The sequence below is a fragment of the Streptomyces sp. TBY4 genome, from assembly GCF_024213195.1.
Lineage (GTDB): Bacteria > Actinomycetota > Actinomycetes > Streptomycetales > Streptomycetaceae > Streptomyces.
Genome location: NZ_JANAVF010000011.1, coordinates 167,361 through 187,770, shown reverse-complemented (window position 1 = coordinate 187,770; position 20,410 = coordinate 167,361). Strand labels below are relative to the sequence as shown.

38 protein-coding genes and 1 pseudogene are annotated in these 20,410 nt (G+C 71.9%); 1 reads left to right on the top strand and 38 read right to left on the bottom strand.

Annotated elements, in window-relative coordinates:
- The 38 genes and pseudogenes from NLX94_RS25450 to NLX94_RS39645 all read right to left on the bottom strand — a co-directional run bounded on the left by NLX94_RS25450 (position 1) and on the right by NLX94_RS39645 (position 19,879).
- Positions 1–348 carry a head-tail adaptor protein gene (locus NLX94_RS25450; RefSeq protein ID WP_254385379.1) on the bottom strand — a complete coding sequence of 116 codons (348 nt, stop codon included), beginning with the start codon at positions 346–348 and terminating at the stop codon, positions 1–3.
- A complete protein-coding gene (locus NLX94_RS25445) occupies positions 345–941 on the bottom strand; it encodes a hypothetical protein (protein ID WP_254385378.1) in 597 nt (198 codons plus the stop codon). The genes NLX94_RS25450 and NLX94_RS25445 overlap by 4 nt, the downstream gene beginning before the upstream one ends.
- A gap of 16 nt (positions 942–957) precedes the next feature.
- The gene (locus NLX94_RS25440; protein WP_254385377.1) at positions 958–1,302 is read right to left on the bottom strand and encodes a hypothetical protein; all 345 of its coding nucleotides are present in this window, start codon (positions 1,300–1,302) and stop codon (positions 958–960) included.
- Positions 1,302–1,670: a hypothetical protein gene (locus tag NLX94_RS25435; RefSeq protein WP_254385376.1), complete on the bottom strand. Its 369-nt coding sequence runs from the start codon at positions 1,668–1,670 to the stop codon at positions 1,302–1,304. Before NLX94_RS25435 ends, NLX94_RS25440 begins: the two co-directional genes overlap by 1 nt.
- Before the next feature lie 14 nt (positions 1,671–1,684).
- Positions 1,685–2,545 (bottom strand): phage capsid protein, encoded by an 861-nt coding sequence (locus NLX94_RS25430; RefSeq protein WP_254385375.1) that lies wholly within the window; start codon positions 2,543–2,545, stop codon positions 1,685–1,687.
- 18 nt (positions 2,546–2,563) lie between these two features.
- Entirely contained in the window at positions 2,564–3,280 is a 717-nt protein-coding gene (locus tag NLX94_RS25425; protein WP_254385374.1) for a hypothetical protein, read from the bottom strand.
- Between the two features lie 52 nt (positions 3,281–3,332).
- Positions 3,333–4,301 carry a hypothetical protein gene (locus NLX94_RS25420; protein ID WP_254385373.1) on the bottom strand — a complete coding sequence of 323 codons (969 nt, stop codon included), beginning with the start codon at positions 4,299–4,301 and terminating at the stop codon, positions 3,333–3,335.
- A complete protein-coding gene (locus NLX94_RS25415) occupies positions 4,285–5,775 on the bottom strand; it encodes a phage portal protein (protein ID WP_254385372.1) in 1,491 nt (496 codons plus the stop codon). Before NLX94_RS25415 ends, NLX94_RS25420 begins: the two co-directional genes overlap by 17 nt.
- Before the next feature lie 10 nt (positions 5,776–5,785).
- Positions 5,786–7,420, bottom strand: coding sequence for a hypothetical protein (locus NLX94_RS25410; protein WP_254385371.1), 1,635 nt, complete (start codon positions 7,418–7,420; stop codon positions 5,786–5,788).
- Positions 7,404–7,886, bottom strand: a complete 483-nt coding sequence (locus tag NLX94_RS25405; protein WP_254385370.1) for a hypothetical protein — start codon at positions 7,884–7,886, stop codon at positions 7,404–7,406. Before NLX94_RS25405 ends, NLX94_RS25410 begins: the two co-directional genes overlap by 17 nt.
- A 161-nt stretch (positions 7,887–8,047) precedes the next feature.
- The gene (locus NLX94_RS25400; RefSeq protein WP_254385369.1) at positions 8,048–8,344 is read right to left on the bottom strand and encodes an HNH endonuclease signature motif containing protein; all 297 of its coding nucleotides are present in this window, start codon (positions 8,342–8,344) and stop codon (positions 8,048–8,050) included.
- A 56-nt stretch (positions 8,345–8,400) separates the two neighbouring features.
- The gene (locus NLX94_RS25395) at positions 8,401–8,556 is read right to left on the bottom strand and encodes a hypothetical protein (protein ID WP_254385368.1); all 156 of its coding nucleotides are present in this window, start codon (positions 8,554–8,556) and stop codon (positions 8,401–8,403) included.
- Between the two features lie 126 nt (positions 8,557–8,682).
- Complete coding sequence (locus NLX94_RS25390) at positions 8,683–8,907, bottom strand: MerR family transcriptional regulator (protein WP_254385367.1); 225 nt, start codon at positions 8,905–8,907, stop codon at positions 8,683–8,685.
- 50 nt (positions 8,908–8,957) lie between these two features.
- Positions 8,958–9,254, bottom strand: a complete 297-nt coding sequence (locus tag NLX94_RS25385; RefSeq protein WP_254385365.1) for a hypothetical protein — start codon at positions 9,252–9,254, stop codon at positions 8,958–8,960.
- Between the two features lie 44 nt (positions 9,255–9,298).
- The gene (locus NLX94_RS25380) at positions 9,299–9,529 is read right to left on the bottom strand and encodes a hypothetical protein (protein ID WP_254385363.1); all 231 of its coding nucleotides are present in this window, start codon (positions 9,527–9,529) and stop codon (positions 9,299–9,301) included.
- 199 nt (positions 9,530–9,728) lie between these two features.
- On the bottom strand, positions 9,729–10,127 hold the full coding sequence (locus NLX94_RS25375; RefSeq protein WP_254385361.1) for a hypothetical protein: 399 nt from the start codon (positions 10,125–10,127) through the stop codon (positions 9,729–9,731).
- Between the two features lie 71 nt (positions 10,128–10,198).
- The gene (locus NLX94_RS25370) at positions 10,199–10,462 is read right to left on the bottom strand and encodes a hypothetical protein (RefSeq protein ID WP_254385360.1); all 264 of its coding nucleotides are present in this window, start codon (positions 10,460–10,462) and stop codon (positions 10,199–10,201) included.
- Positions 10,459–10,617 carry a hypothetical protein gene (locus tag NLX94_RS25365; protein WP_254385358.1) on the bottom strand — a complete coding sequence of 53 codons (159 nt, stop codon included), beginning with the start codon at positions 10,615–10,617 and terminating at the stop codon, positions 10,459–10,461. The genes NLX94_RS25370 and NLX94_RS25365 overlap by 4 nt, the downstream gene beginning before the upstream one ends.
- Positions 10,618–10,705: 88 nt before the next feature.
- Positions 10,706–11,350 (bottom strand): hypothetical protein, encoded by a 645-nt coding sequence (locus NLX94_RS25360; RefSeq protein ID WP_254385357.1) that lies wholly within the window; start codon positions 11,348–11,350, stop codon positions 10,706–10,708.
- A 103-nt stretch (positions 11,351–11,453) separates the two neighbouring features.
- Positions 11,454–11,699: a hypothetical protein gene (locus tag NLX94_RS25355; RefSeq protein WP_254385356.1), complete on the bottom strand. Its 246-nt coding sequence runs from the start codon at positions 11,697–11,699 to the stop codon at positions 11,454–11,456.
- Complete coding sequence (locus tag NLX94_RS39435) at positions 11,696–11,860, bottom strand: hypothetical protein (protein ID WP_308402533.1); 165 nt, start codon at positions 11,858–11,860, stop codon at positions 11,696–11,698. The genes NLX94_RS25355 and NLX94_RS39435 overlap by 4 nt, the downstream gene beginning before the upstream one ends.
- A gap of 633 nt (positions 11,861–12,493) precedes the next feature.
- Positions 12,494–12,937, bottom strand: a pseudogene (locus tag NLX94_RS39430) (DNA cytosine methyltransferase); the annotation flags it as partial.
- A gap of 14 nt (positions 12,938–12,951) precedes the next feature.
- Entirely contained in the window at positions 12,952–13,629 is a 678-nt protein-coding gene (locus NLX94_RS25345) for a WhiB family transcriptional regulator (RefSeq protein WP_254385354.1), read from the bottom strand.
- A 10-nt stretch (positions 13,630–13,639) separates the two neighbouring features.
- Positions 13,640–13,801 carry a hypothetical protein gene (locus NLX94_RS25340; RefSeq protein ID WP_254385351.1) on the bottom strand — a complete coding sequence of 54 codons (162 nt, stop codon included), beginning with the start codon at positions 13,799–13,801 and terminating at the stop codon, positions 13,640–13,642.
- The gene (locus NLX94_RS25335; RefSeq protein ID WP_254385349.1) at positions 13,798–14,331 is read right to left on the bottom strand and encodes a hypothetical protein; all 534 of its coding nucleotides are present in this window, start codon (positions 14,329–14,331) and stop codon (positions 13,798–13,800) included. The genes NLX94_RS25340 and NLX94_RS25335 overlap by 4 nt, the downstream gene beginning before the upstream one ends.
- A gap of 38 nt (positions 14,332–14,369) precedes the next feature.
- Positions 14,370–14,747: a hypothetical protein gene (locus NLX94_RS25330; protein ID WP_254385347.1), complete on the bottom strand. Its 378-nt coding sequence runs from the start codon at positions 14,745–14,747 to the stop codon at positions 14,370–14,372.
- A complete protein-coding gene (locus NLX94_RS25325) occupies positions 14,744–14,971 on the bottom strand; it encodes a hypothetical protein (protein ID WP_254385346.1) in 228 nt (75 codons plus the stop codon). The genes NLX94_RS25330 and NLX94_RS25325 overlap by 4 nt, the downstream gene beginning before the upstream one ends.
- Positions 14,968–15,285: a hypothetical protein gene (locus NLX94_RS25320; protein WP_254385344.1), complete on the bottom strand. Its 318-nt coding sequence runs from the start codon at positions 15,283–15,285 to the stop codon at positions 14,968–14,970. The genes NLX94_RS25325 and NLX94_RS25320 overlap by 4 nt, the downstream gene beginning before the upstream one ends.
- Positions 15,286–15,295: 10 nt before the next feature.
- Positions 15,296–15,490 (bottom strand): hypothetical protein, encoded by a 195-nt coding sequence (locus NLX94_RS25315; protein WP_254385342.1) that lies wholly within the window; start codon positions 15,488–15,490, stop codon positions 15,296–15,298.
- 10 nt (positions 15,491–15,500) lie between these two features.
- Positions 15,501–16,484, bottom strand: a complete 984-nt coding sequence (locus NLX94_RS25310; protein WP_254385341.1) for a hypothetical protein — start codon at positions 16,482–16,484, stop codon at positions 15,501–15,503.
- A 45-nt stretch (positions 16,485–16,529) separates the two neighbouring features.
- Complete coding sequence (locus tag NLX94_RS25305) at positions 16,530–16,895, bottom strand: hypothetical protein (protein ID WP_254385340.1); 366 nt, start codon at positions 16,893–16,895, stop codon at positions 16,530–16,532.
- A gap of 205 nt (positions 16,896–17,100) precedes the next feature.
- On the bottom strand, positions 17,101–17,259 hold the full coding sequence (locus NLX94_RS25300) for a hypothetical protein (protein WP_254385339.1): 159 nt from the start codon (positions 17,257–17,259) through the stop codon (positions 17,101–17,103).
- Positions 17,256–17,669, bottom strand: a complete 414-nt coding sequence (locus tag NLX94_RS25295) for a hypothetical protein (protein WP_254385338.1) — start codon at positions 17,667–17,669, stop codon at positions 17,256–17,258. Before NLX94_RS25295 ends, NLX94_RS25300 begins: the two co-directional genes overlap by 4 nt.
- Positions 17,666–18,196, bottom strand: coding sequence for a hypothetical protein (locus NLX94_RS25290; protein ID WP_254385337.1), 531 nt, complete (start codon positions 18,194–18,196; stop codon positions 17,666–17,668). The genes NLX94_RS25295 and NLX94_RS25290 overlap by 4 nt, the downstream gene beginning before the upstream one ends.
- The gene (locus NLX94_RS25285; protein WP_254385336.1) at positions 18,193–18,777 is read right to left on the bottom strand and encodes a hypothetical protein; all 585 of its coding nucleotides are present in this window, start codon (positions 18,775–18,777) and stop codon (positions 18,193–18,195) included. The genes NLX94_RS25290 and NLX94_RS25285 overlap by 4 nt, the downstream gene beginning before the upstream one ends.
- The gene (locus tag NLX94_RS25280) at positions 18,774–19,118 is read right to left on the bottom strand and encodes a hypothetical protein (protein WP_254385335.1); all 345 of its coding nucleotides are present in this window, start codon (positions 19,116–19,118) and stop codon (positions 18,774–18,776) included. The genes NLX94_RS25285 and NLX94_RS25280 overlap by 4 nt, the downstream gene beginning before the upstream one ends.
- Positions 19,119–19,199: 81 nt before the next feature.
- Entirely contained in the window at positions 19,200–19,496 is a 297-nt protein-coding gene (locus NLX94_RS25275; protein WP_254385334.1) for a helix-turn-helix domain-containing protein, read from the bottom strand.
- Positions 19,493–19,879, bottom strand: coding sequence for a helix-turn-helix domain-containing protein (locus NLX94_RS39645; RefSeq protein WP_374684023.1), 387 nt, complete (start codon positions 19,877–19,879; stop codon positions 19,493–19,495). The genes NLX94_RS25275 and NLX94_RS39645 overlap by 4 nt, the downstream gene beginning before the upstream one ends.
- 9 nt (positions 19,880–19,888) lie before the next feature.
- On the opposite strand from NLX94_RS39645, the gene NLX94_RS25270 reads away from it, so the two are divergent.
- The gene (locus tag NLX94_RS25270; RefSeq protein WP_254385333.1) at positions 19,889–20,383 is read left to right on the top strand and encodes a helix-turn-helix domain-containing protein; all 495 of its coding nucleotides are present in this window, start codon (positions 19,889–19,891) and stop codon (positions 20,381–20,383) included.
- Positions 20,384–20,410: the final 27 nt, after the last annotated feature.

Genomic DNA, 20,410 nt, shown 5'->3' with positions numbered 1-20,410 from the left:
TCAGGTTCCTTCTCTCTGGATCAGCTGGCAGGGGGCTTTGCGGTAGACGGGGGTGGAGGGGGAGACGACGGCCAGGACGCGCAGCACCTGCGCGGTGCCGAGCCGGTCGGTGCCGCGCAGCTCGTCGCCGCGGCGCACGTCCGCAGTCGGGGCGAGGAACACGGTGTGGGTGTGCTCGGACTGGGCTTGCGCGGCGAGCAGCCGGTCGGCGTTGGAAGGCTCGTCGACCTTGGCTCGGACGGTGCCCTGCAGGGCGAGGACGGTGTCCTGCCCGCCGGCTCCGTCGTCGGTGGTGCCCGGCCGCCACACCTGCAGGACGCGGTTGAGCTGCCGGCCTACGGCCCTCACCGGGACTGCACCAGGGACACGCCGCCGCCGAAGCGGGCGGCGAGGCGTTCGGCCCAGTGCTGCGGGAGTTCCATCTCGGTGATCCGGCCGTCGGCCGCGTAGGTGACCGCCCAGTCGCCGAGCCGCTCGGAGGTGAGGACTTTGTCCGCGGCCAGGCCGGTGCCGCCCTCCTCGGAGCGGTAGGCGATGAGCGCGGCCGCGGTCATCCGGCACACGAGATCGACGATGTCGGCCGGGACGTCGGGCAGCCCGTGCGCGTACACGGCCTCGACCTCGGAGGGGCCGTCGTAGCCGGTCCAGCCGGCGGCCCGCCACAGCATGCCGGAGCGCAGCCGCCAGTCCGTGATCGCGACGCCGTCGAGCTTGACGGAGGTGACCGCGGTGACGGGCAGGCCGGGCAGGCGCAGCCACTGGCCGGCCTCGCCCTCGACGGTGACGGTGGACGTCGTCGCGCTGATCGGGGTGCCGGCCGCCTCGCGTACGGCGGCCGACGCCACGGCCAGGTAGACGTCGACGATGCCCGACTCGGACGGGTCGACCTCGAGGCCGCGCGCGGACAGGTCCTCGATGCTGGCCAGGGAGGTCAGTGCCACGGCGGCCTCCTGGCGGTCAGCTGACCATGTCGATCAGGTCGGACTTGGTGTAGTTCGCCGCGTCCTCGGCGGAGTGCAGACCCTGCGCGACGACGTAGGCGATCCACTCGGACTTGGCCGCGTTGATGCCCGGCCGCTGCCCGCGCCCCGTCGCGGGCTCGGCCGGCGGCTCGTCGACCGGCTCGGCCGGCGCGGCCGGGGCCTCCTGCGCGAGCGCGACCGCGGTCGTGTACGGGGAGCCGTCGGAGTGGACGCGGGCGAGCTGCCCGCGCTCGTACCGCTCGGCGATGGACTCGGGCAGCGGCAGGTCCATCGCGATGACCATGCCGCCCTCACCCCGGACATAGATCGTCTCGGCCATCAGGTGTTCCTCGGGATCCTGAACGCGGTGATCGTGGCGTCGACGGTCGCGGCCTCGATGAGGAGCGAGCCGTCGGACTGCAGGAACCGGCCGGACTCGAACGGGCCGATGAACTGCACGCCGGTCGTCGCGGCGACGGTCACCGACAGGTCGCCCTGCCCGGCCGCGATGGCCTGCGGGCCGGTGCCGGCCTTGACCTTGATGACCTGCTGCACGCCGGTGTTGACCACCCGCAGCAGGGTGAGCTCGGCGAAGGCGTCGGCGATCTTCATGTTGTTGGTCGGCGCGACGACCGTCGTCGTCCCGGCGGGCTGGGCAAGGTTCCCGTTCGGCACGAGCGCCGAGTAGGGGATGGTGGTGGTTGCCATGGGGCGGGCTCCGATCAGGCGGGGTTGATGAACGCGGCGGCCAGGTGGTCCGGGCGGATGACCTTCGCGCCGTACAGGGCCAGGCCCTTGACCGCGTCCGAGAACGAGGACTCGGGACGGTAGGCCTCGGTCTTGTTCAGCTGCTCCGCGAACGTGATCGCCTCCTTCACGCCGGCCTGCACGACGGTGGTATCGCCGGTCGGGACAGGGCAGTTGTTCGACTCGTAGATGTCGAAGCCAGCGGCGCGGCCGACCAGGCCGTTACGCAGGCCGGCGTCGGTGCCCGCGGCGTCGGCCTTGATGAACCGGTCGTCGAGGAGCAGGGAGGCGTAGGCCTCCGGCGGGACGATGGCGTACCGGCCGGCCTTGGGCACGTCGGCCTTGGACAGCTTGGTCCGCAGCGGCACGAGGATCTTGTTGTAGAAGTCCGTCGGCGCGGTGTACGTGTCGATCGGGGAGCCGACCACGTTCAGGAAGTTCGCCGCCGCGATCTGCGTGTACAGGCCGGCGACGTACTGGTCCATGATGTCGGCCAGCCCGTAGGCGGCCTCGCTCATCGCCTGCGGCATCAGCCCGCCCTTGGCCTGCCGCTTGTCGATGTCGTCGACCATGAACGCCCAGTACTTGGACTGGTCGACGGTCAGGGTGCGCTGCCCGGTCTGCAGCTTCTCCGGCGTGATGACGGTGGTGCCGGGCACGTAGGTGCCGATCGCCGGGCGGGACACGGAGGTGATGCGGACGGTGTCGCCGGAGTCGCCGATCTCGCCCTCCCAGTCGCGGTTGACGACGCCGGGCGCCGCGTAGACGAGGGCCTTGCGTGCGGCGACGAGGAGCTTGCTGCTCCAGTACTCGGGGACGAAGTTGCGGACGGTCATGGTGGGTTGCCTCCTGGGCTACTTCCCGCCGAGGAGATCGTCGAGGCGGCCGTCGTCGCCGGCCTTCGCGATCTCGTGCGGGGTCATGGATTTGAGGTCTGCTCGGGTGAGCTGCTTCGGTCGGCTCGCCTTGCGCGCTGCGCCGCCGTCGCCAGTGCCCTGGAACCTCTTCGCCGTTGCGGCTGCCAGGTAGGGCTTTTCCTTGATCAGGTCCTGGATTGCTTCGGCCACCTCGTCCTCGTCGAGGTTGCCGTCCTCGTCGACCTCGAACTGGCCGAGGTCGAGGAACTTGTAGGCGTCGGCCGGGTCCGCCAGGACGCCCTTGGCCGCGGCCTTCACCTCGGAGCGGATGATCCGGGCGTTGGCCTTCGCGACGGCCTCCTGCTCGGCCTTGAGCCGGATCGTCTCGGCCTCGTCCGCGCCGTCTTTCTCGGCCAGGCGCTGCTCCAGCTCCTTGGCCCGGTCCCGCTCCGCGCGCCACTTCCCCTTCATGGACGCCAGCGCGCGCTTGCCCTTGTCGCCGAGCTCATCCGCCCCGGCCGGGTCGGCCTCGTCGTCGTCCTCTTTGCCGTCCTGGTCGTCGGCGCCGCCGGGGGCGGGATCCTCTTCGCCGTCCTGGTCGTCGTCCTGGTCGCCGTCGGCATAGAAGACGGGCGAGAGCGGGCCGGGCGGGTAGGGGTGAGCCCAGCCGGGCGCGTGCGCGCGGGCGTGGCGGGGCAGGGTGGAGCGGTCCATGGGGGACTCCCGTTGCGGGGGTGGGCGCCTGCGCGGTGCGCGCGGGCGCGGGTCAGGTGAGGTAGCCGTTGCGGCGCAGCAGCCGTACCGCGTGCTCGCGGTCGCCGCGGGCCTGGCGGTAGATCTCCTCGGGCATGAGCCGAGGCGTCCGGGCGGTGCGGTACCGGTTGCCGGGCAGTTTGTCGAAGTTCTTGCGGCGCTGGCCGGCCAGGCCGCGGCGGGTGATGCCCTCGGTCGTGGCCTGGACGGTGCGTCCGTACACGGTCGCCGAGGTCATGCCCCGGCGGGCGTTGACGACCTGGCCGATGTCGGCGCCGGCGTCGATCGCCCTGACCGCGGCCGCCCCGAACACCTTGTGCCGCTGGGCCGCGGACATCGCGTCGTACAGGGTCTTGGGGCTGGTCGGTGTGGGCTTGTGGTCGCGGGTGACGGGCTCCATCGAGCAGTGGCAGCGGGGGTGCCGCGCGAACGCGGACGAGACCCCGTACTCGTTTCCGGCGAGGATCACGCACCGGTTGCAGGCGCCGGCCTCGACGACCCGGACGTAGGAGGTGATCGCCGGGCGCGACACCATGCCGACCGAGTCGGCGGCCCGCCCGGTGTCGGCGATCGTCGTCCGCACGAGGAGGTCGAGGAGCACCTGGCCGCGCGCCATCGCCTGCACGACCGGGGCTCCGGCGGTGACCAGGCGCAGCGCGGACCACATAGGGGACATGAGGACGTCGGCCAGGGGCAGGCCGTTGCCGGTGACCCCGACGAGCGAGGAGGGAATCAGCCGGTCCGAGCTCGCCCGGTCCTCGTCGTCACCGAGGAGGGACTGCAGCCACGGCTCCGTGCCGGACGCCGCGGCCAGCTGTCCGCCCGCCATCACCGCCAGGACGTCCGCCATGAGGCCGAGCCAGGAGGTGTGGATGTTGTCGCGGTCCACGCGCAGCCACTTCGCCCGGACCGCCCGCGACGTCGCCGCGGCCAGACGCAGGCGGGCGTTCATGTGCGCGACCGCCTCAGCCGAGGGCGGCATCGCCTTCCTCCTCCTCGTCGCCGTCAGGCTCCGGCCCGGCGGCGCCGTCGGGCGGGCCGGGCCGGTTGGCCATCATGCGCGTGATCTCGGCGACGGGGTCCGCCTCCGCCTCGCGCTCCCGCATGGCGATGACGTCGGCGACCTCGGTGGGGGTCAGGCCGTAGCGCAGGGCCAGCCACTCGAAGGGGAACCCCAGCTGCTTCAGCTTCAGCAGCGCGTCCGCCATCTGCGCGTGGCTGCGCGACTCGGTGTCCGCCCACAGCACCCGGCCCGAGCGCAGTGCCTCGGCCAGTGCGGTCTGTCCCTTGGCCAGGGCGATCAGCCGGGCCACTTCGCGCAGGCCTTGGCCGAGCCACAGGATCTTCTGGTCACAGCGCTTGACCAGGCCGGTCTCCGCTGCGAGGAGGGTGCCCTCGCCGATGTTGGACATGGACGAGATCAGGTAGTGCTGCGGGGTGCGCGTCTGGGCCGCGAGGTGACCGACCGCGGTCTCGATGATGCCGGTGTACATGGCCAGGTTGGCGGCCTGCCACTCGGCGATACGGGCGTCCTTGCCGGTGATCCAGGCGACCCTGTCCACCTGGAACTTCTGCAGGTCGACGGCCTGCTTGCCGACGATCTCACCGGCCGCGTTCAGCTTCGGGATCGTCGGCCGCTCGGCGCCCATGATGACGCGCTGCGGGAACGAAGCGGCGTCCGACGCGGTGAACAGCTGGGCCCACAGCAGGTTGATCGCATCCTGCATGGCGACCACGCCGGAGACGTCGCTGATCGGCTCCTCGACCAGCATCGGCTTGTTGGGGAGCTCCACCATCGGGACCACGCCCATGGGGTTGGGCTGCGGGTTCGGCTCCGTGACCAGCTCGCGCGGCTGCCACCGCTTCAGCTCCTCGTCGACGTCGGCCATCTGCGGTGACTTGTCCTGCCGCTGCAGGGGTCGGCAGAACTTCCACACCTCGTCGTGCAGGTAGAGCGTCGCGTAGTCCTCGCCGCCGTCCTGCCAGCGCTTCAGGGCGGCACGGCGACGGCGGCGAGATCCGGGCTCGTAGCCGACGATGCACTGGCTCGCGTCCTCGAACGTGACGACGGGCATGTCCGGGTCGTCAGGGTTGCCCCAGACGAGGACGAACGTCCGGGCCCCGGTGATCGATCCCAGGAACCCGAGCTGTGAATCGGCGTCCAGGCCGTTGACCTGCCATACCCTCCACAGTTCCTTGTCCGCGGAGACCTCGCCGGAGGCCTGGAACCCGGTAACGGTGAGCCGCTCGACGGGAGCGTCGGCGACCACCTGCACCCAGTTGTCGGAGAAGTCGGCGTACCGCTCGCCGTGGAACTTCGCGAACTCCTCCGAGGCGAACTTCAGCGGGTGCTTGCCGCGGTAGTAGTCGTTGTGCCGGTCGATCGGTCCCCGCCTGCGGACGAGTTCGTTCTCCAGGAGGGCGACCAGGCGGAGCGCTTCTGTCTCGGAAGCCATCGGGCCCTCCTCAGCTGCCGTAGTAGTAGGACTCGGTGCGCTCGGTCAGGCCGGCCGCGATGACGTCGCCGAGCGCCTCGTGCGCGAGCACGGACGGGATGACCGCGTCGATCTTCTGCGGCGGGGACGCCTTGCGCAGGACGTACCGGTCCATCGGCCGGGCCGCCGCGCGGGCGTTGGCGAGGTGCCCGGAGGTGATCTCGCACCCGTCGTGCGTGAACGCGGCCCCGTCGCTGTTGCGTTTGATGACGTCGGTCTTCAGGCGCTCGCAGGCGGAGTGCATCTGAACGATGCGTCGGGTGTGCCAGCGGATGACGCGCTCCTCCCCGTACAGGTCGACCCATTCGTCGATTTCGGTGTCCCAGTACGGCGGATCGGCGTACAGCCGGACCACGTCGTAGCGCTTCATCAGCTGGTCCATCGCCGCGCGCACCTCGGCGCGCGGGACCTGGCCGCCGTAGTCGGCCGGGTTCCAAATGGTGGGCTCGTCCTCGGGTCCGTACACCGGGGTGAACTGGTAGCCGTCCATCGTCTCGGCCCGGATCGCCGTCCAGTCGTCGGAGTCGCTCCCGTCGAAGCCGAGCACGATGCGGGTCATCGGCCGCACCCGCCGGGGCTTGGCCTTGACGGCCCACTTGGCGACGTCCAGCCACGAGGCGGACCCGGCCACGCACCGGTTGCCGAAGAACCGCTCGGCCTGCGCCTCGTCGGTCTCCATGATCTCGGCCGCCTCGGCTTCGATCGCGTCCAGGTCGACGTGAGCGGACCCGGCGTAGACGATGCTGTGGATCTTCCGGCGCTGCCGCTTGTCCCGGTAGGACAGCGACTTGGGGGCCTGCGGGTGGTACCGGAAGATGTCCTTGGCCTTCGCCTCGGACGTCGTCTGCGCGACCGAGTTCTCCGACGGGTCCCAGCCGTTGGTGGTCTCCATCGACCGGCCGCCCATGCCGGCCACGCCGCGGCGCTGTGTCTCGGCAACGCGGCGCAGCTTGTTCGCCGTGTTGTAGAGGCCGGTCTCGTCCTGCAGCGCGAAGTTGATCGGGTTGCCGAGCCGCGAGAGGGCCGAGGACGTCACGACGTCGATGCGGCCCTCGTCGCCGACGCGGGTGAACTCCTCGCCCACGCGCATCCGTCCGGCCAGCGCGCCGAGCTTCACCATCGACTGCAGCGGCCGGTAGACGTTGGCCACCTGGTCCTCGGAGGTGGCCGTCAGCTGGATCAGAGGAGTCGGCCAGGGCCTGCCCATGGGCTCGCCCGCACGGTACTCGTACCACCAGCCGCAGTCACAGCCGTGGTCCGCGCACTCGTACCGCTCGCCGCCCTTGGCCCAGCCGTCGAACACGACCGGCCCGGCCGCCTCCGCCAAGACCAGCGCCGCGGACCACGGGCCCTTGCCGGTCTTCTGCGGGGCGACGACCAGCGAGCGCCGGTACTGGAACGCGGGCGCCAGCTGGCCGACGCGCGCGCCCGCCTTGACCCGGTAGTGGTTGACGGTGCACCACAGCTGCCACGGGTACAGCTCGAGGCGCTCACCACGCCGGAACCCGTCCGGGACCGGGCAGTGTTCCTCGATCCAGTCCGCAACGACCCACAGCGTGGGGAAGTCGACGACGAACTCGGCGGCGGCGTCAGAGGCCTTCGCCACTGGGCACGACCTTGAGCCGGTCGCGAGCAGACGGCCGGCGTACGGCGGGCGCGACGGCGCTCGAGACGGAGGCCGCCGCGGCGGGAGCGGGGGGAGCGATCTTCCACCGGTTGCGGAGCATGCCCTGCACGCTCAGACCGAGGCTGTCGAGGTAGCCGCGGACCATCTTCTTGATGTCGACCCGCGCATCGACGCGCTCGGCCTCGGTCAGGGTCCGGACGAACAGAGCCACCTCCAGGGCCTGGCCCATCTCCTCCCACATCACGGCCTGCGGCTTCTCCCACAGGTCCTCCCAGACCTCCCACTCCCGCTGGGTGGCCTCGGTCAGCGGCCACTCGGGGGCGTCGCCGTCCCGGCCGTCGGCCGGCAGCGTCCGCCACCCGGCGGCATCGGTCTTACGCTCGCGCCGCAGCGCGTTCGGGTCGGGCGCCGGCCCGGACACCGCGCGAGCTCCACCACGGGCCATGTCGATCACTCCCTCGACCGCGTTGCGCGGCACCGATCGGCATCACGTTGCGTGACGTCCGGGGACCCTTTGAACCTGACGGACCACCCGGAGCCCTCCCCCGCGTCTGGGCCCCCCGGCCGGATCGGGGGTCACCCCCCTGGGCCGGTCACCGCACGTGATCAGCGGCCCCAAGTCTCCTGCGCTGTCTTGCGGCTGTGGTGCCGCTTACTCATGGCCTGCCAGTTCGCCGTGTCGAACCCGCGCGGACCGAGCGGCCCGAGCCCGTCGATGTGGTCGACCTCGGTAGCGACGTCGCGCTGCAGGGGAGGCAGCAGGGCGCAGGCGGGGCACTCGCAGTACGGATGGTCCTCGAGGTAGCGCGCGCTGTCGTTGCGCCACCTCGTGTTGCGGCCCGCGTCCTTGTACGCCGGCCTGCTCGCCTCGGCCGCGGCGCGGCATGGGGGGCAGCGACCCATGAGGGTGAGGGTGGGGCACCCAGGCGTCGGGCACACCTGCATGGCCTTGCGCGGACTCATGGCCTCTTGGTGATCAGAGCCTTCAGGATCTCCATGGCCTCGGCCTTGGTGAAGCCCGCCTTCACGTACTCGGTGTAGAGCTCGTGCATGGATACAGCAGCGGCGGTCAGTGCGGTCAGTGGGCTCGGGGATTCGCCGTTGGGGTTGTCCATGGCTGCTGCCTCCTGGGCATGGAGAAGGCCCCGACCGTGATGCGTGGTCGAGGCCTCGGGTGTCCTGGTCAGCCTGCGTCTGGGCATGGCTGTACGCCCAAATCGTGGCGCGCCGATGTTCGAGTGTCAAGCGGCATGATCACTGGCCCTTTGCCCAGCACGTGTGGGCTTCGGTGCGTCGCGGGCGGCCAGGACGTCGGCGAGTCGGTAGATGGGCCTCTTGGGCGTGCCGCCGGCCCGGGCCAGGAGGCCTCGACGGACCCAGTCGCGGACGGTCGCGGGCTGCACGCCGCACGCGAGGGCGGCCGTGCTGGTGGTGAGCTGCCCGGGCGGCAGGCTGGCGTACTCCATGCTGCCCAGTCTCGCCCAGCGGTCCTCGGATGTCCGGCTCATGGCGCCCGCTAGGTCCGCTGGCTCAGGGGGGACGGGCCAGCTCCTTGGAGGCTGATCTGCCAGTCGGGATCGATCCGGTCCAGGGCCTGTGTCACGTCGATGGTCAGGTACGCCACCGCTCGGCCCACCGGCAGGACGACCTCGGCCGGCCCGTCGGGCAGGCTCAGCGCCGCCCGGAGGATGGCGGGGTCGTTCCCGCGAACCACGCCATCCCACCAGCGCACGAGCGGGAAGGAATCACCGGGGTTCCAAAGCGGCTCTGCCTCCTCCGTTCCCTCCTGGATATGCACCTTCTCCAGGCTCAACCCACCGATGGTGGCTGGCCCTTCGTACTCCCGCGTCGCTGCCCTCATGCCGGTCCTCGGGTGTGGCCGCACGGCAGGTTGGTGGTGACCTCGCTGTCACGGTCCGCCTCGTAGCGGATGCCGAGGAGGACTTGGCCGCACGCGCACTGTCCGAGGACCGCCGCCCTGATGTTGTCGGCGACGATGCCGCCGAGGGACAACGTGGTCGGGAACGGCTGCTCGTCCCTGCCCGGTGCGCGGGCCGGTGTGAGTCCCTCGACCTTGATGCGGTGCATGGTGGGCCTCCTCGTGCTGGACGGCGTCGGGTCCGTCGGCCGGGCCGGGGGCGGCCGGGGCAGCCCATGGTGTCAGGAGGAGGCCCCGCCCGTGGAGCGTTCGGGCGGGGCCGGGTCCCGAGTAGCGTCAGCAGCCCTGCGAACGCGTATGGGATGCCCTGACGGTACGGGCGGGGTCTGACAGTGGCGGGTGTCGCGGTCAGGCGTCAGGTGTCGCGGGCGCGTCAGCCAGGTGCGGGTACATGTCGCGGAAGGACTCTGCGACAACGGTGAGAACGGTGATGTCCGCGCGCAGCTGGGCGAGCCACTCGCGCGCGGTCTCGTCGGTCACCAGGACTTGGTGAGCGGGGCGGGCGGCCGCTGTCGCGTCCACGGCGTCGCGCAGTTGCTCCATCGCGGCGGCGGCCTGACTTGCCTTGTCGCGCAGGCGGGCCTGCCGTGCGGTGGGTGTCGCGGCGTTGGCGATTCTGTCGCGGCGCACCACGTCCTTGGAGACGCCGAGGGTCTTGGCGATGTCGCGCAGGGACTTCTTGTCGCGGGTCAGTTCGGCGACGAGCGCGCGACGCTGCACCACGGCGTCGGGTACGGGGTTGGTCATGGGGTGGCCTTGTCGCGGTTGTGGCCGGGCCTGTCGCGGAGTGCGGCGGGCCCGGCCGGGGGGCGGGTGGGTCAGGAGCGGGCGGCGTCGCGCAGCTGCTCGGCGTACTGGCCGCGCAGGATGCCGGGGGTGACGGCCGGGGCGTGGTCGAGGAGTTCGGCCTCGATGGTGGCGACGAGGTCGGTGCGGATGCCGTAGTGCTCGGCGGCGAGGTGGCCGGCGATGATGCCGCGGCCCTCGGGCCACATCACGCCGGTGGGGCGGGAGCGGTCGAGGTAGGCGGCCATCTGCAGGAGCAGGGCCCGGCATGTCTCGGTGGGCGGCAGGCCGGTCATCGGGTCACCGCCCGGTAGGCGGTGACCGAGACGCCGTCCGTGGTGGTGCACAGGATGAGCGTGCGGCCACCGTGGCGCTCGACGCGGCCGGTGGCGATGCGGAGCCGCTGGGGCTCGTGTGCGGGGGTGGGGGTGGGCGTGGCAAGATCGGGCACAGCTGCTCTCCTTGGTCGATTCAAGGGGTGTCGGTCAGGCCCTCGTTGGTGTTCGTGCACCGGCGGGGGCCGTTCTGCTGTCCGGGGGTTACCCGGCGAGGAGCACCTCCTCGTCGTGGTCGATCCAGGCCTTCAGGTCGGCCCAGGAGTGCGGCGGGTAGACCACCTCGCACCACGGGCAGGTGACCTTCTTGGGGGAGCTCCCGCGGTAGTAGCGCAGGACGGCCCCGCACACAGCGCCCGTGCCGGTCTCGGCGGGGCAGGGGCCGAGGCGCTCGCCGTGCTCTCGGGTGTCGGGCGGGCAGACGATCGCCAGGGCCCGCTCGTCGAGCCGGCGGATCTCGGTGGCGAGGGATCCTGCCTCGGCCCAGTCGACGACGAAGTCAAGGTGGAACGCCAGGCGCCCCGCGGCCGTGCCGACGCGCTGTTCGACCGTCCCGCTGATCACGGGAGCCGATCCGGCGCGGGAGGCCTGCATGGCGGCCCACCAGTCCTCCAGGACGCCCACGATGCCGCCGGGGCCGCGCATGGTCAGCACCTCGGCGGACACGGGCATGGGCGCCTCGACGAGGCGCACGCGGCCGTACGAGGGCGCGGCCGCCGTGGGCTGCAGCTCGGGTTCCAGGAGCCGGTACAGGGAAGGGATCCGCAGCAGCCGGCCGTGCGTTGCCGCCCGGCAGCGTGCGCAGAGGTATCCGTCCGTCAGCTCGGTCCGGCATACGCAGAGGTTCATCGGTGGCTCCTGAGGTGGCGCTTGAGGTTGTAGCCGATGCGGGCGAGGACGAGGAACGCGAAGAAACTGGCCGCGGTCCACACGGCGAGGAGTGCGAGGGCTTTCACGGACGCGACTTCCTCTGGCGGGGCGGTCGTGGGAGCAGCCGCCGGACGGCGGCTTTGGCGCCGGGGCTCCTGGTCCCGGAGCAGCCCGGGCAGTAGTCGACGTCGGACGGGTGCGAGCGCCAGCCTTGGGCGCCGGCGGCCGCGCGCGCCTCGGCGATGCTGCTGCAGTAGGTCGTGATCGCTCCGGTGCACGCGCTCTCGCACCAGACCGTGTTGCACCGCAGGGTGATCGAGGCGCTCACGGGTGCACCCACGCGTGTGCAGTGCCGTTGGTGGCCCTGTCTCTGAGCAGTCGTATGGCGGCCTCGGCCTGCTGCGGAACAACTCCGTTGCCGAGCGCGTGCAGCTGCTGAGTCCGGGAGAGGTCGGGAACGTCGGTGACCCATCCGGCTTCCAGACCCATCAGCCACTCGACGAAGAGCGGGCTCAGCCGATTTCGATCGTCAGTTGCCCCGGGAGCTGTTCGCCCGGTAGCGGCCTCCCAACGTCGGACGGCGGGGGCGAACCGGCCCCAATCCGGCCGCTGTAGGTGGCGTCCGTGAGCGTCCAGCCGAGGCTCACGTTCGGGTTGTCCGTGTTCCGGCCGGCTGTGATGTTCCGGGTCCCGCGGGAGTCCGCGACGGTCGGCGTCGGGAGCAGCTGCACCACAGCCGATGGGAGCGCCAAGTCGCCCTTGCTGCCTCGCTGATTCGGGCCCCCCTTCTCCCCGTCCGACGCCCTTGGGGTTGGCAGCAGAGCCGGGGCCAGTGAGTGCAGCGACGGCCGTACTGCCGAGCCCGGACTGGGGGACTGATTGTTGCCGTAGGGCGTGGCCGTCGGCGTCGGCAGCAAGGTGACCACCGTCCGCAGATCCGGCCCACCGTCCCCGCGTGCTCCCGGCCCGTTCCTGTCTGAGGTTCGGGGCGTCGGCAGCAGCTGCACCACGTTCGGCAACGCGTCCTCGAACCCCTTGCCCCGGGCGTCCCTGGCCCGTGGCGTCGGGAGAGCTGGCGTAGATGATGAGCCGGCGCCGCTGGTGGGGAGCGCCGACCTCGTCCGCGCGTACAACGCACCACTCAACATCGAGCCCGAGGCTGGCAAGGTCGGCGAGGACGGTATCGAACCCGAGTCGCAGGTGGTTTGCGACGTTCTCAAAGATCGCGATTCGGGGTCGTAGAACCCCAAGGGCACGGGCAATGTCCGGCCAGATGTGCCGTTCATCTGCGGTTCCTTTCAGGTTCCCGGCGAGCGAGAAGGGCTGGCAGGGGTAGCCGCCGCACACGATGTCGACGGGTTCCACGGTGGCCCAGTCGGTCGTGGTGAGGTCGCCCAGGTTGGGGACGTCGGGCATGCGGTGCTTGAGGATTCGGGAGGCGCCCGGGTCGATGTCGGACACCCAGGCGGTGGTGCCGCCGAACACGGCGTGGACCGCGGCGTCGAGGCCGCCGTAGCCGGTGCAGAGGGAGCCGATGCGGGGCCGGGCGGGCCCCGCAGGCGACATGGAGGTGTGAGGGCTCACCGCTGTGTCGCCGGGGCGGCCGCGGCGAGGGCCTCGCGCATCGAGCGGTCGGCCAGGTGCTGCCAGGCGACGCATCTGGCCTGCCCGCAGGTGGCCCGGGCTTGGCCCTCGGGCGGCCTTCCGTAGCCGAGTTCGAAGGCGACGATCACGCCGCTGGTCGTGCGGCCGGCCGTCATGAGGCCGGGCAGGCCGGTCCATAGTAGATGCCCGTCGTCTCCGGGCTGGGTACGCCGGTCGAAGCGCTCCTGCAGTGTGAGCGGCTTGAGCGGGGTCTTCTGGGGGTCGGCGACGACGGGCAGTCCCATCTTGCGGCGCATCTCCGTGACGAGGCGGTCGCAGAGCGTCGCGGCCCTCAGGAACTTCTCGGCCTCTTCCCGGTTGCCCGGGGTGTCGTCGGGCACGGGCTGCTCGCCGCGGGCCAGGGCGGCCCGCTCGCGGGGGTCCAGGCCGCCGCGGATGCCGTCGCGGTAGCCGGCGGTGGCCTGGCCCTCCTCGTCGAGCGCATCGGCCAGGCACTGGATGCGGACGGGGCAGGCCATGCAGATCGAGCGGGCGGCGTCCTCGCTGGCCTCGAACTCGGCCAGGCGGTTCTTGCAGCGTGCGAGCTCCGCCCAGTGGCCGGCGGGCTCGGTGTCGGCGTGCGGCCGGGAGCGGCTGACGGTGGCGAGGGACACAGGTCCTCCTTCAGGCGTTGGTGTGGGGGCGGATCGTCAGGTTGCTGGCGACGAGGTACATGGCGATGTACTCCGCGAGGGCGGCCGGGGTGGCCTCGTCGGGCGGGGTCACCGTGCGGTAGTCCTCGATGGCCGCGGCCAGGACCCGCAGCGTGCTCGGCGGGATGTTCACGGCGCGGCCGGCCGCTCGCGCTGCTCCCAGGCCTCCACGACGGCCTTGGGGACGACGCCGGCGGGGGCGCAGGCGATTCCGGCCTGCCGGGCCCAGGCGCGGACCACGGCCGGGTCGTACGTGCGCTTGACTGTGGGGCGGGCCGGGCGGGCGCCGGGCTTGAGCGCGGCCGCCCGGGTGCGGGCCTCGGCCAGGCGCTGCTCCAGCTCGACGACCTCCATCGTGACCGTCAGGAGCTCGGACTCGGCCTCGTGCCGCACGAGGAGGGCGTCGAGGAGCGTGTGGACCCGCTCGGCGCTGCGCCGTACGGACGCGGCCTCGTGGCCCTGCGCCCACGACAGCAGCTTCGCGACGCCGGGGCGTTCCTTGGCCGGGGGCGTGCTCGGGAGCGCCCCGCGGGCGGCGAGGCTCTTGTGCAGGTCGATGATGCCGGTGACGGTCGCGCGGTCGGTGCGCAGCTGGTCGGCGATCTGCTGGTCGCTGTACCCGTCGCTGGTCATCTGCAGCACGACGGCCGGGCTGATCTTCATGGCGGCCCTTTCTCGGGGGTGTGCGGGGCGTGTGGGGGTCAGCAGGGGCTGACGAGGTAGCGGTAGCCGACCGGGGCGCCGGTTGCGTCGTGGACCTGGTCGAGGGGGACGAGGAGGTCGGCACGGCCCCGGACGCACGCGCCGATGGCGGGGTCGACGAGGAGGTACGTGCCCGGGCGGTAGGCGGGCAGGTCCCGGACGAGGTACCGCACGAGGTGGATCTCCAGGCGCTGGCCGCCGTGGAGCGTGGTTCTGGGCTCGTCGAGGTCCACGGATTCGAAGCCCAGGTGGGCCGGCGGGAGCTCGGCCTCGGCGGCGATGACCGTGCATCCGGTGTGGAGGACGTCGTCGGTGATGACGTCGGGGGCGTCCGGCCCGTAGACGCGGATGTCCTCGCCGGTGAGATTGATGATCATTCGGGGCTCCCTACGGGGTCGGCCGGGGTGGGTTCGGGTGTGGGCGGGATGGGACCGATGTGCCAGCCGTCCTGCCGCAGCGCGGCGACTGCGTTGCGGCCGAGGAGGGCGGCGACGGAGTCGGGCAGCGGCTGCCCGAGCAGCTGGACCAGGTCCCGCTGCAGCTGCGCGGCGATCACCGCGCCGACCGCCTCGGCGACGGCCACCCTGGGCCTGGTGGTCATCGGGTCCACCCCTGCCAGGGCGCCGGCCTGACCCCGGACCGCTGCCGGGGCGCCGTGTGCCGGGAGCGCGGCCGGCGGGGGGCGGGGCAGGTCGCGACGTGCGGCATGTACAGCCGCTCGTACGCCTCGGGGTTGGGGCGCTCGGTGGTCAGGCCACGCGACCGCAGGGTCCCGACGCCGTCGCGGTACACGGCCGCGTTCCCTGCGGGGTTGGGGTTGGCGTTGACGGCCTGGCGGCGGCCGGTGGCGGTGGTGGTCCACCGGATGCGCTCCCCGCAGCTGGGGCAGGCGGCGACGTCGTGGTCGCTGGGCATCGGGTGCTCCTCAGGCGCCGGGGAGGGCGGTGCAGAAGTGCGTGAGGCACTGCACGTCGTCGGCGACGAGGTGGACGTGGTGGCCGTGGGCGGCGAGTGCCTCGGCGGCCGTGAGGGCGGGCGGTACGGGCGCGGCCGCGAACGGGGCGACGTCCTCCCATTCCTCGTCGAGGTCCAGGGCGGCGGGGGCGAGGTCGATGGTCATGGTGGCCCTCTCAGGCGGTGTCGGTGTCGGTGATGTCGTCGGTGAGGTGTGGGGAGACCAGGCGCCAGCCGTAGACGTGGATGGCCTCGGTGCGGCCCAGGGTGCAGATCGCCCGCCGGATGGCCTCGGGGTCGTCCTCGGCGGCCGCGCGGACCTCGGCGACGGTGGCCACGTGCTCGGGGTCGCGTACCGACAGCAGGAGCGGCATCTGCCCCCCGTTGGCGGCGCTTTTCGCCTTGACCTGTGCGGCCCGGTCATCGCGCCGCTCCTGGGCGGTGACCGCCAGGGTCGGCCGGGCGGTGGCCGCCGGCGGATCCGCGTCCGGCGGATCGTCTCCACCGGGGGGAGCGACCCCCAGGGTCAGGTGACCACCAACAGCGGCCTCTCCCTGGGGTAGTACCTGGGTAACCCTGGGACGTTGGGGGGCCGGTCCCCCCATTTCAAGGGGGGCCGGTCCCCCCATTTCCAAGGGGGGCCGGTCCCCCCATTTACCTTCCAGCGAATTGGGGGGCCGGTCCCCCCTATTCGCCCCCTCGGAATGGGGGGCCGGTCCCCCCATCTCCGGGGCGGGCTCCTCGGCCCACGGCGCCGCCTCCTTCTGCGGCCGGCGGCGCCGCTTGGCCTCCAGGGCCGCCACGGCCGCGATCCAATCGGGACGCGGGCAGATGATGAGCACGTACACGGTCGGGCGGCCCGGGCCCGGGGGCTCCTCGGTGGCGACTACACCAGCGGCGACCGCGGCGGCCAGCCAGCGCCGGACGTCCTTGACATCCGAGCACGAGGCGGCGGCCACGCTCTGCACACGGATCGGCTTACCGTCCCGCATCCGCAGCACGCCCGAGGTGTTGGCGGCCGCCGCCAGGGCGTAGAGGACGGTGAGGAACCCGCCGCGCAGGGGCTTGGGGAGATCCCGCGTCCACCGCCAGTACAGGGCGTTGCGGTAGGCGTGCGGGACGCCGCCGCTGGCGTGGTCCGGCTGCTGCTCGTCGGGCACGGGAGCCTCTCTGTCTCGCGACGTCGTACGGGTGGGTGGGGGCAGCTACTCGCGCAGGGCCGTCCTGCGGTACAGCGGGAGCGTCAGGGTGAAGACCGTGGTCTCGTACCGGCTGCCGCGCAGCGGTTGCAGCCAGCCGCGCTGCTCGAGGATCCGCAGGTTCACGGCGGCGCGGCCGGGCGTCAGTCCCGTAGCGGCCACCAGGCCCATCAGCCCGGGCTGCGCGGAGGCGTCGATCTCGCCGCTGTCCGAGGCGAGCGAGGCCAGCGTGAGGGCGACGAGGCGGGTCTGCGGGAGCATCTGGCTGCACCGGATGCCCTGCTGGAAGCGACCGCGGAACGAGGAGCCGAAGCCGTCGGCGTGCGCCCGGCGGACGCGGGCGGCTACGTCGAGGGGGGTGGGGGCGGACATGAATCCTCCGAAGGTTCGGGTACGGGGGGAGGGTTAGTGCGGGTGAGGTAGGACCCTGCGGGCCCGCCGGGGCCGGGCGGCGTCTCCGGCCGCCCGGCCAGCGCGTTGGGGGTGTGCCGGTCGCAGCGCCACCCGCACGGGTACAGGCGGGCGGGCTGCGAGCCGTGAGGCACGTACAGGGAGTCGCAGGGGCGGGCGGGCCTGCTCACCCGACGCGGGCGGCGACCGCCCGGGCCACGGTGGCCTGCCAGAGACGGACCGCCCCGCGGGCCAGGCCGACGACGGCCAGGACCAGCGCCACGAGCCAGACCACGACCCCGGTCGCCAGCACGACGAAGAACGCGATCACGGGAAGGTCGCTCACGACAGGCCCACGCTGCGCTCGGCGTGCCACCCCAGCTTGGTGAGCTGCGCGGTGGCGGCCGCCAGCTGGCCCGTGACGCGCTCCAGGTTCACGTCCGCGGCCTCGTTGGCGACCTGCAGCGCCAGGAGCTGCTCCTCGAAGTTCGCCGCCCGCTCCCGCCAGACCCGGACTTCGCGGGTCAGCTGCAGGGCCCCGGCGGTGGTCTTGAGCTTCTCCAACGCGGTGATCCGGCCCTGGAGAGCATCAGCGGTGTCGGTCCGGACAGCCGGCACCGGGACGGGTGCAGCCCCGGGCAGCGGGCCCGGCCGGACAACGAGCGCGCGCTGCTCCGCGGCGGCCGCGTTCAGCCGCCCCTGCAGATAGGCCACTTCCGACCTCAGCCGGCGGGTCGTACGGAACCATCCGATCATCGGTCCGCCTCCTCTCGGGCCTCGCGGTCCTCGCAGTCCTCGCACCCGCAGTTGGTGTACGAGCCGTCGATGAACTCGGCGAAGCACATGTCGTCGTCCGGGCGGCCCGGGTCGGCCTGTGCCTCCAGCGCGGCGTGCCGCTCCTCGTCGGCGAGGTCGAGGCGGATCTCGTCGGCCTTCTCCTCCTCGCGGGTCGGGTGCTCCACCTCGTCGGCGAAGTCCTGGTAGTCGTCCATCAGTTCTCCCGTGATGGTGTGGCCGCACTCGTCGCAGACGAGCCCGGCGGGGGTTCGGGTGTGGGGCATCGTGAGGTGGGCGCAGCGGAGGCTGTGACAGGCGGCCCACTCGTCCGGGGCCGACCCGGCCCGGCGGTGCCGGCCGCGCCCCGCGTTGGCGGGCCACGTGAGTGCGGGCAGGGCCACCGGGGCCAGGGACGGCGGGGTACGGCGCTCCATCGACCTGCTGACCGCGTACTGCGCCAGGTGCAGGGCCAGCGAGAGCACGGCGAGGGCGAGTAAGGCGATCACGGAGTGCCGCCCCGGGCCGCTGCCTGCCGCCGATCGGCAAGGAGAGCGGCCACGAGCGGGAGCTGGGCGTCGACCGAGCGGGTAGCCGCCGCGTTCTCGTCGGGCGCCGTGTGCGAGTGGTCGCCGACGTTCGTGTGCATGTGGCACGTCGGGCACTGCGCGTACGGCTCCTCGGCCGCCTTCTCCGCGACGAGCTCGCACCAGTGGCGGACGGTCTCCTCAATCTCGGCCGCGGCACCGCTCATCGGCTCGTAGTCCGCCGCGCGGGTCAGGTCGATGAGGAAGTTGTCGAGGGACTTCGCGTCGAGGCGCTCGATCCACGGGTGGAGGAAGGCAGCCTGCGCGGCCTCCAGCTCGGCCACCCGGGCCCGCAGCTTGGCGACGAGATCGCGGTACTCCTCGAACTGCGCGTGGTCCTCGACGTGATCCGAGCGCAGCCGGACCAACTCGACGGCCGCGTCCTCGGTGTTCAGCCAGCCACCCGCGTCCAGTGCCACGGCGATCGTCGCTCCGACGGCGTTCGGCCTGCCCATCCGGGCGCAGATCACCTTCGCGGCGCCGCTGATGCTCTTCGTGTTCACGCGGCCACCGCCGTCGGCACGATGCCGAAGCCGGTCAGGTGGATCGGCACGCCCTGGAACACGGCGTCAGCCGACAGCCACGGGCCGGTGCCGCACTCCGACAGCTCGACCGCGTCCGGGGCGACCAGGAGCGCCGTCCGCCACGCCTCGAACTCGGCGGGCGAGTGCAGCTGGAGACCGAGACGACTCTCGGCGTTCGAGTGGATCGTGACGTACGGCGCGGGCAGGTGCCCGAACATCTGCGTCAGCCCCATGAACGCCGCAGCGGCGTGTGCGTGGTTCGTCATGCCCGTCGTCCGCTCCGCGATCGCGGGGACGAGAAGGGTAGTGTCGTGGTTCACGGTGTACCTCTCTGTCTGTGGTGGGTACTGCCGAGGGGCTGTCACGGACCTAGCCGTCCGGGCGGCCCCGAACTTTTTGGGTCAGGCGCGGCGCTTCGGGCGACGTGTTGTCGGGTTGATCTCGCCCATCTCCGTGATGGCTCGAATGTGACTGGCGGAGAAGCGCGGGAAGCGGCCGATGAGGGTGAACGGGACCCGCCTGCTCTTGACGCGCTCGGTGACCCAGTTCTCGGTGACGCCGAGTAGGGCAGCCGCTTCAGCCGGGGTGTAGAGCCTCAGCTCCGCGTCCGCGGCCGACGGGGGAAGCAGACCTCGCAGTGCCTCTTGCAGCGCCGCGACCAGCGGCGGGCCGATCGTCTCGGCGGTCATGGTCGTCACGTCATCTCCCTGGTGATGGCCTCGATAGGCACGTCCAGAGCCGCGGCGATCCGGTGGAGGGTCTCGGCGCTGGCGCCTCGCTCTCCACGTTCAACACGAAGGATCGTGCTCGGATGTCTCTCGGTGAGGTGCGCGAGGTGCCTTACGGAATGCTCGCGTGCCTCACGGAGAGCCTTGATTGCGGCTCCATGGGGTGTCACGTGAGGAACGCTACGCCTGAAAATGCCTCGCAGCAAGGTATTGGCGAGGTTTCGCAAGGTGTTCGGGTGTGAAGGGTGTGGCAAATGGCAGGTCGTGAGGCAACGCTCATGAGGTGTCTCGGACCGGTTATTACTGGTCAATAGCGGTCGGGGCGCTGTCGGTGTTGCCTCGCAGTGAGGCATCATGGCCTCATGAGTCAGGACTGGAAGCGTCTCGCCGAGGCCATTCGCGCGGCCCGCAAGGTGCGCGGGTGGACGCAGAGCGACCTCGCGGAGGCGGCCGGCATCGGGTTCTCCTCGCTCCAGCGCCTGGAGTCGGGGAAGCCGTTCACGCGCATGCCTCCGTCCGTCGCCCCCGTTGAGCGGGCGCTCGGCTGGACCGTGGGGTCGGGGGGGCTGGCGCTCGCCGGCGGTGAACCGCGATCCCTTCAGGACGCGGTCGCGGATTCGGACGAGCGATCCGCGTCGCAGGCTGCGCGGATGCGTCTACCGGTGATGGTCGAATACGAACTGGCGCACAGTGAGCTCCTCGACAACCCGGTGATCGAGGTCCGCCCTGGTCTGAAGGTCGTGATGCTGGTCTTTCGGGACCCGGAGAGCTCGGCGCCGGACGAGGTCGCCAGCGATATCCAGGCCTGGACCCGCCTGCAGCGTAGGCTTCGCGGCATCCTCGCCGAAGAGCATTAGGGCCTCGCGAGAAAGGTGTGAACCCTC

Coding starts and splice junctions, on each gene's coding strand:
- NLX94_RS25440 (WP_254385377.1), bottom strand. CDS start 1,302: ATGGCCGAGACGATCTATGTCCGGGGTGAGGGCGGCATGGTCATCGCG.
- NLX94_RS25435 (WP_254385376.1), bottom strand. CDS start 1,670: ATGGCAACCACCACCATCCCCTACTCGGCGCTCGTGCCGAACGGGAAC.
- NLX94_RS25430 (WP_254385375.1), bottom strand. CDS start 2,545: ATGACCGTCCGCAACTTCGTCCCCGAGTACTGGAGCAGCAAGCTCCTC.
- NLX94_RS25425 (WP_254385374.1), bottom strand. CDS start 3,280: ATGGACCGCTCCACCCTGCCCCGCCACGCCCGCGCGCACGCGCCCGGC.
- NLX94_RS25420 (WP_254385373.1), bottom strand. CDS start 4,301: ATGCCGCCCTCGGCTGAGGCGGTCGCGCACATGAACGCCCGCCTGCGT.
- NLX94_RS25415 (WP_254385372.1), bottom strand. CDS start 5,775: ATGGCTTCCGAGACAGAAGCGCTCCGCCTGGTCGCCCTCCTGGAGAAC.
- NLX94_RS25405 (WP_254385370.1), bottom strand. CDS start 7,886: ATGGCCCGTGGTGGAGCTCGCGCGGTGTCCGGGCCGGCGCCCGACCCG.
- NLX94_RS25400 (WP_254385369.1), bottom strand. CDS start 8,344: ATGGGTCGCTGCCCCCCATGCCGCGCCGCGGCCGAGGCGAGCAGGCCG.
- NLX94_RS25395 (WP_254385368.1), bottom strand. CDS start 8,556: ATGGACAACCCCAACGGCGAATCCCCGAGCCCACTGACCGCACTGACC.
- NLX94_RS25390 (WP_254385367.1), bottom strand. CDS start 8,907: ATGGAGTACGCCAGCCTGCCGCCCGGGCAGCTCACCACCAGCACGGCC.
- NLX94_RS25380 (WP_254385363.1), bottom strand. CDS start 9,529: ATGCACCGCATCAAGGTCGAGGGACTCACACCGGCCCGCGCACCGGGC.
- NLX94_RS25375 (WP_254385361.1), bottom strand. CDS start 10,127: ATGACCAACCCCGTACCCGACGCCGTGGTGCAGCGTCGCGCGCTCGTC.
- NLX94_RS25370 (WP_254385360.1), bottom strand. CDS start 10,462: ATGACCGGCCTGCCGCCCACCGAGACATGCCGGGCCCTGCTCCTGCAG.
- NLX94_RS25360 (WP_254385357.1), bottom strand. CDS start 11,350: ATGAACCTCTGCGTATGCCGGACCGAGCTGACGGACGGATACCTCTGC.
- NLX94_RS39435 (WP_308402533.1), bottom strand. CDS start 11,860: ATGGGTCTGGAAGCCGGATGGGTCACCGACGTTCCCGACCTCTCCCGG.
- NLX94_RS25335 (WP_254385349.1), bottom strand. CDS start 14,331: ATGAAGATCAGCCCGGCCGTCGTGCTGCAGATGACCAGCGACGGGTAC.
- NLX94_RS25330 (WP_254385347.1), bottom strand. CDS start 14,747: ATGATCATCAATCTCACCGGCGAGGACATCCGCGTCTACGGGCCGGAC.
- NLX94_RS25325 (WP_254385346.1), bottom strand. CDS start 14,971: ATGACCACCAGGCCCAGGGTGGCCGTCGCCGAGGCGGTCGGCGCGGTG.
- NLX94_RS25320 (WP_254385344.1), bottom strand. CDS start 15,285: ATGCCCAGCGACCACGACGTCGCCGCCTGCCCCAGCTGCGGGGAGCGC.
- NLX94_RS25315 (WP_254385342.1), bottom strand. CDS start 15,490: ATGACCATCGACCTCGCCCCCGCCGCCCTGGACCTCGACGAGGAATGG.
- NLX94_RS25305 (WP_254385340.1), bottom strand. CDS start 16,895: ATGTCCGCCCCCACCCCCCTCGACGTAGCCGCCCGCGTCCGCCGGGCG.
- NLX94_RS25295 (WP_254385338.1), bottom strand. CDS start 17,669: ATGATCGGATGGTTCCGTACGACCCGCCGGCTGAGGTCGGAAGTGGCC.
- NLX94_RS39645 (WP_374684023.1), bottom strand. CDS start 19,879: ATGCCTCACTGCGAGGCAACACCGACAGCGCCCCGACCGCTATTGACC.
- NLX94_RS25270 (WP_254385333.1), top strand. CDS start 19,889: ATGAGTCAGGACTGGAAGCGTCTCGCCGAGGCCATTCGCGCGGCCCGC.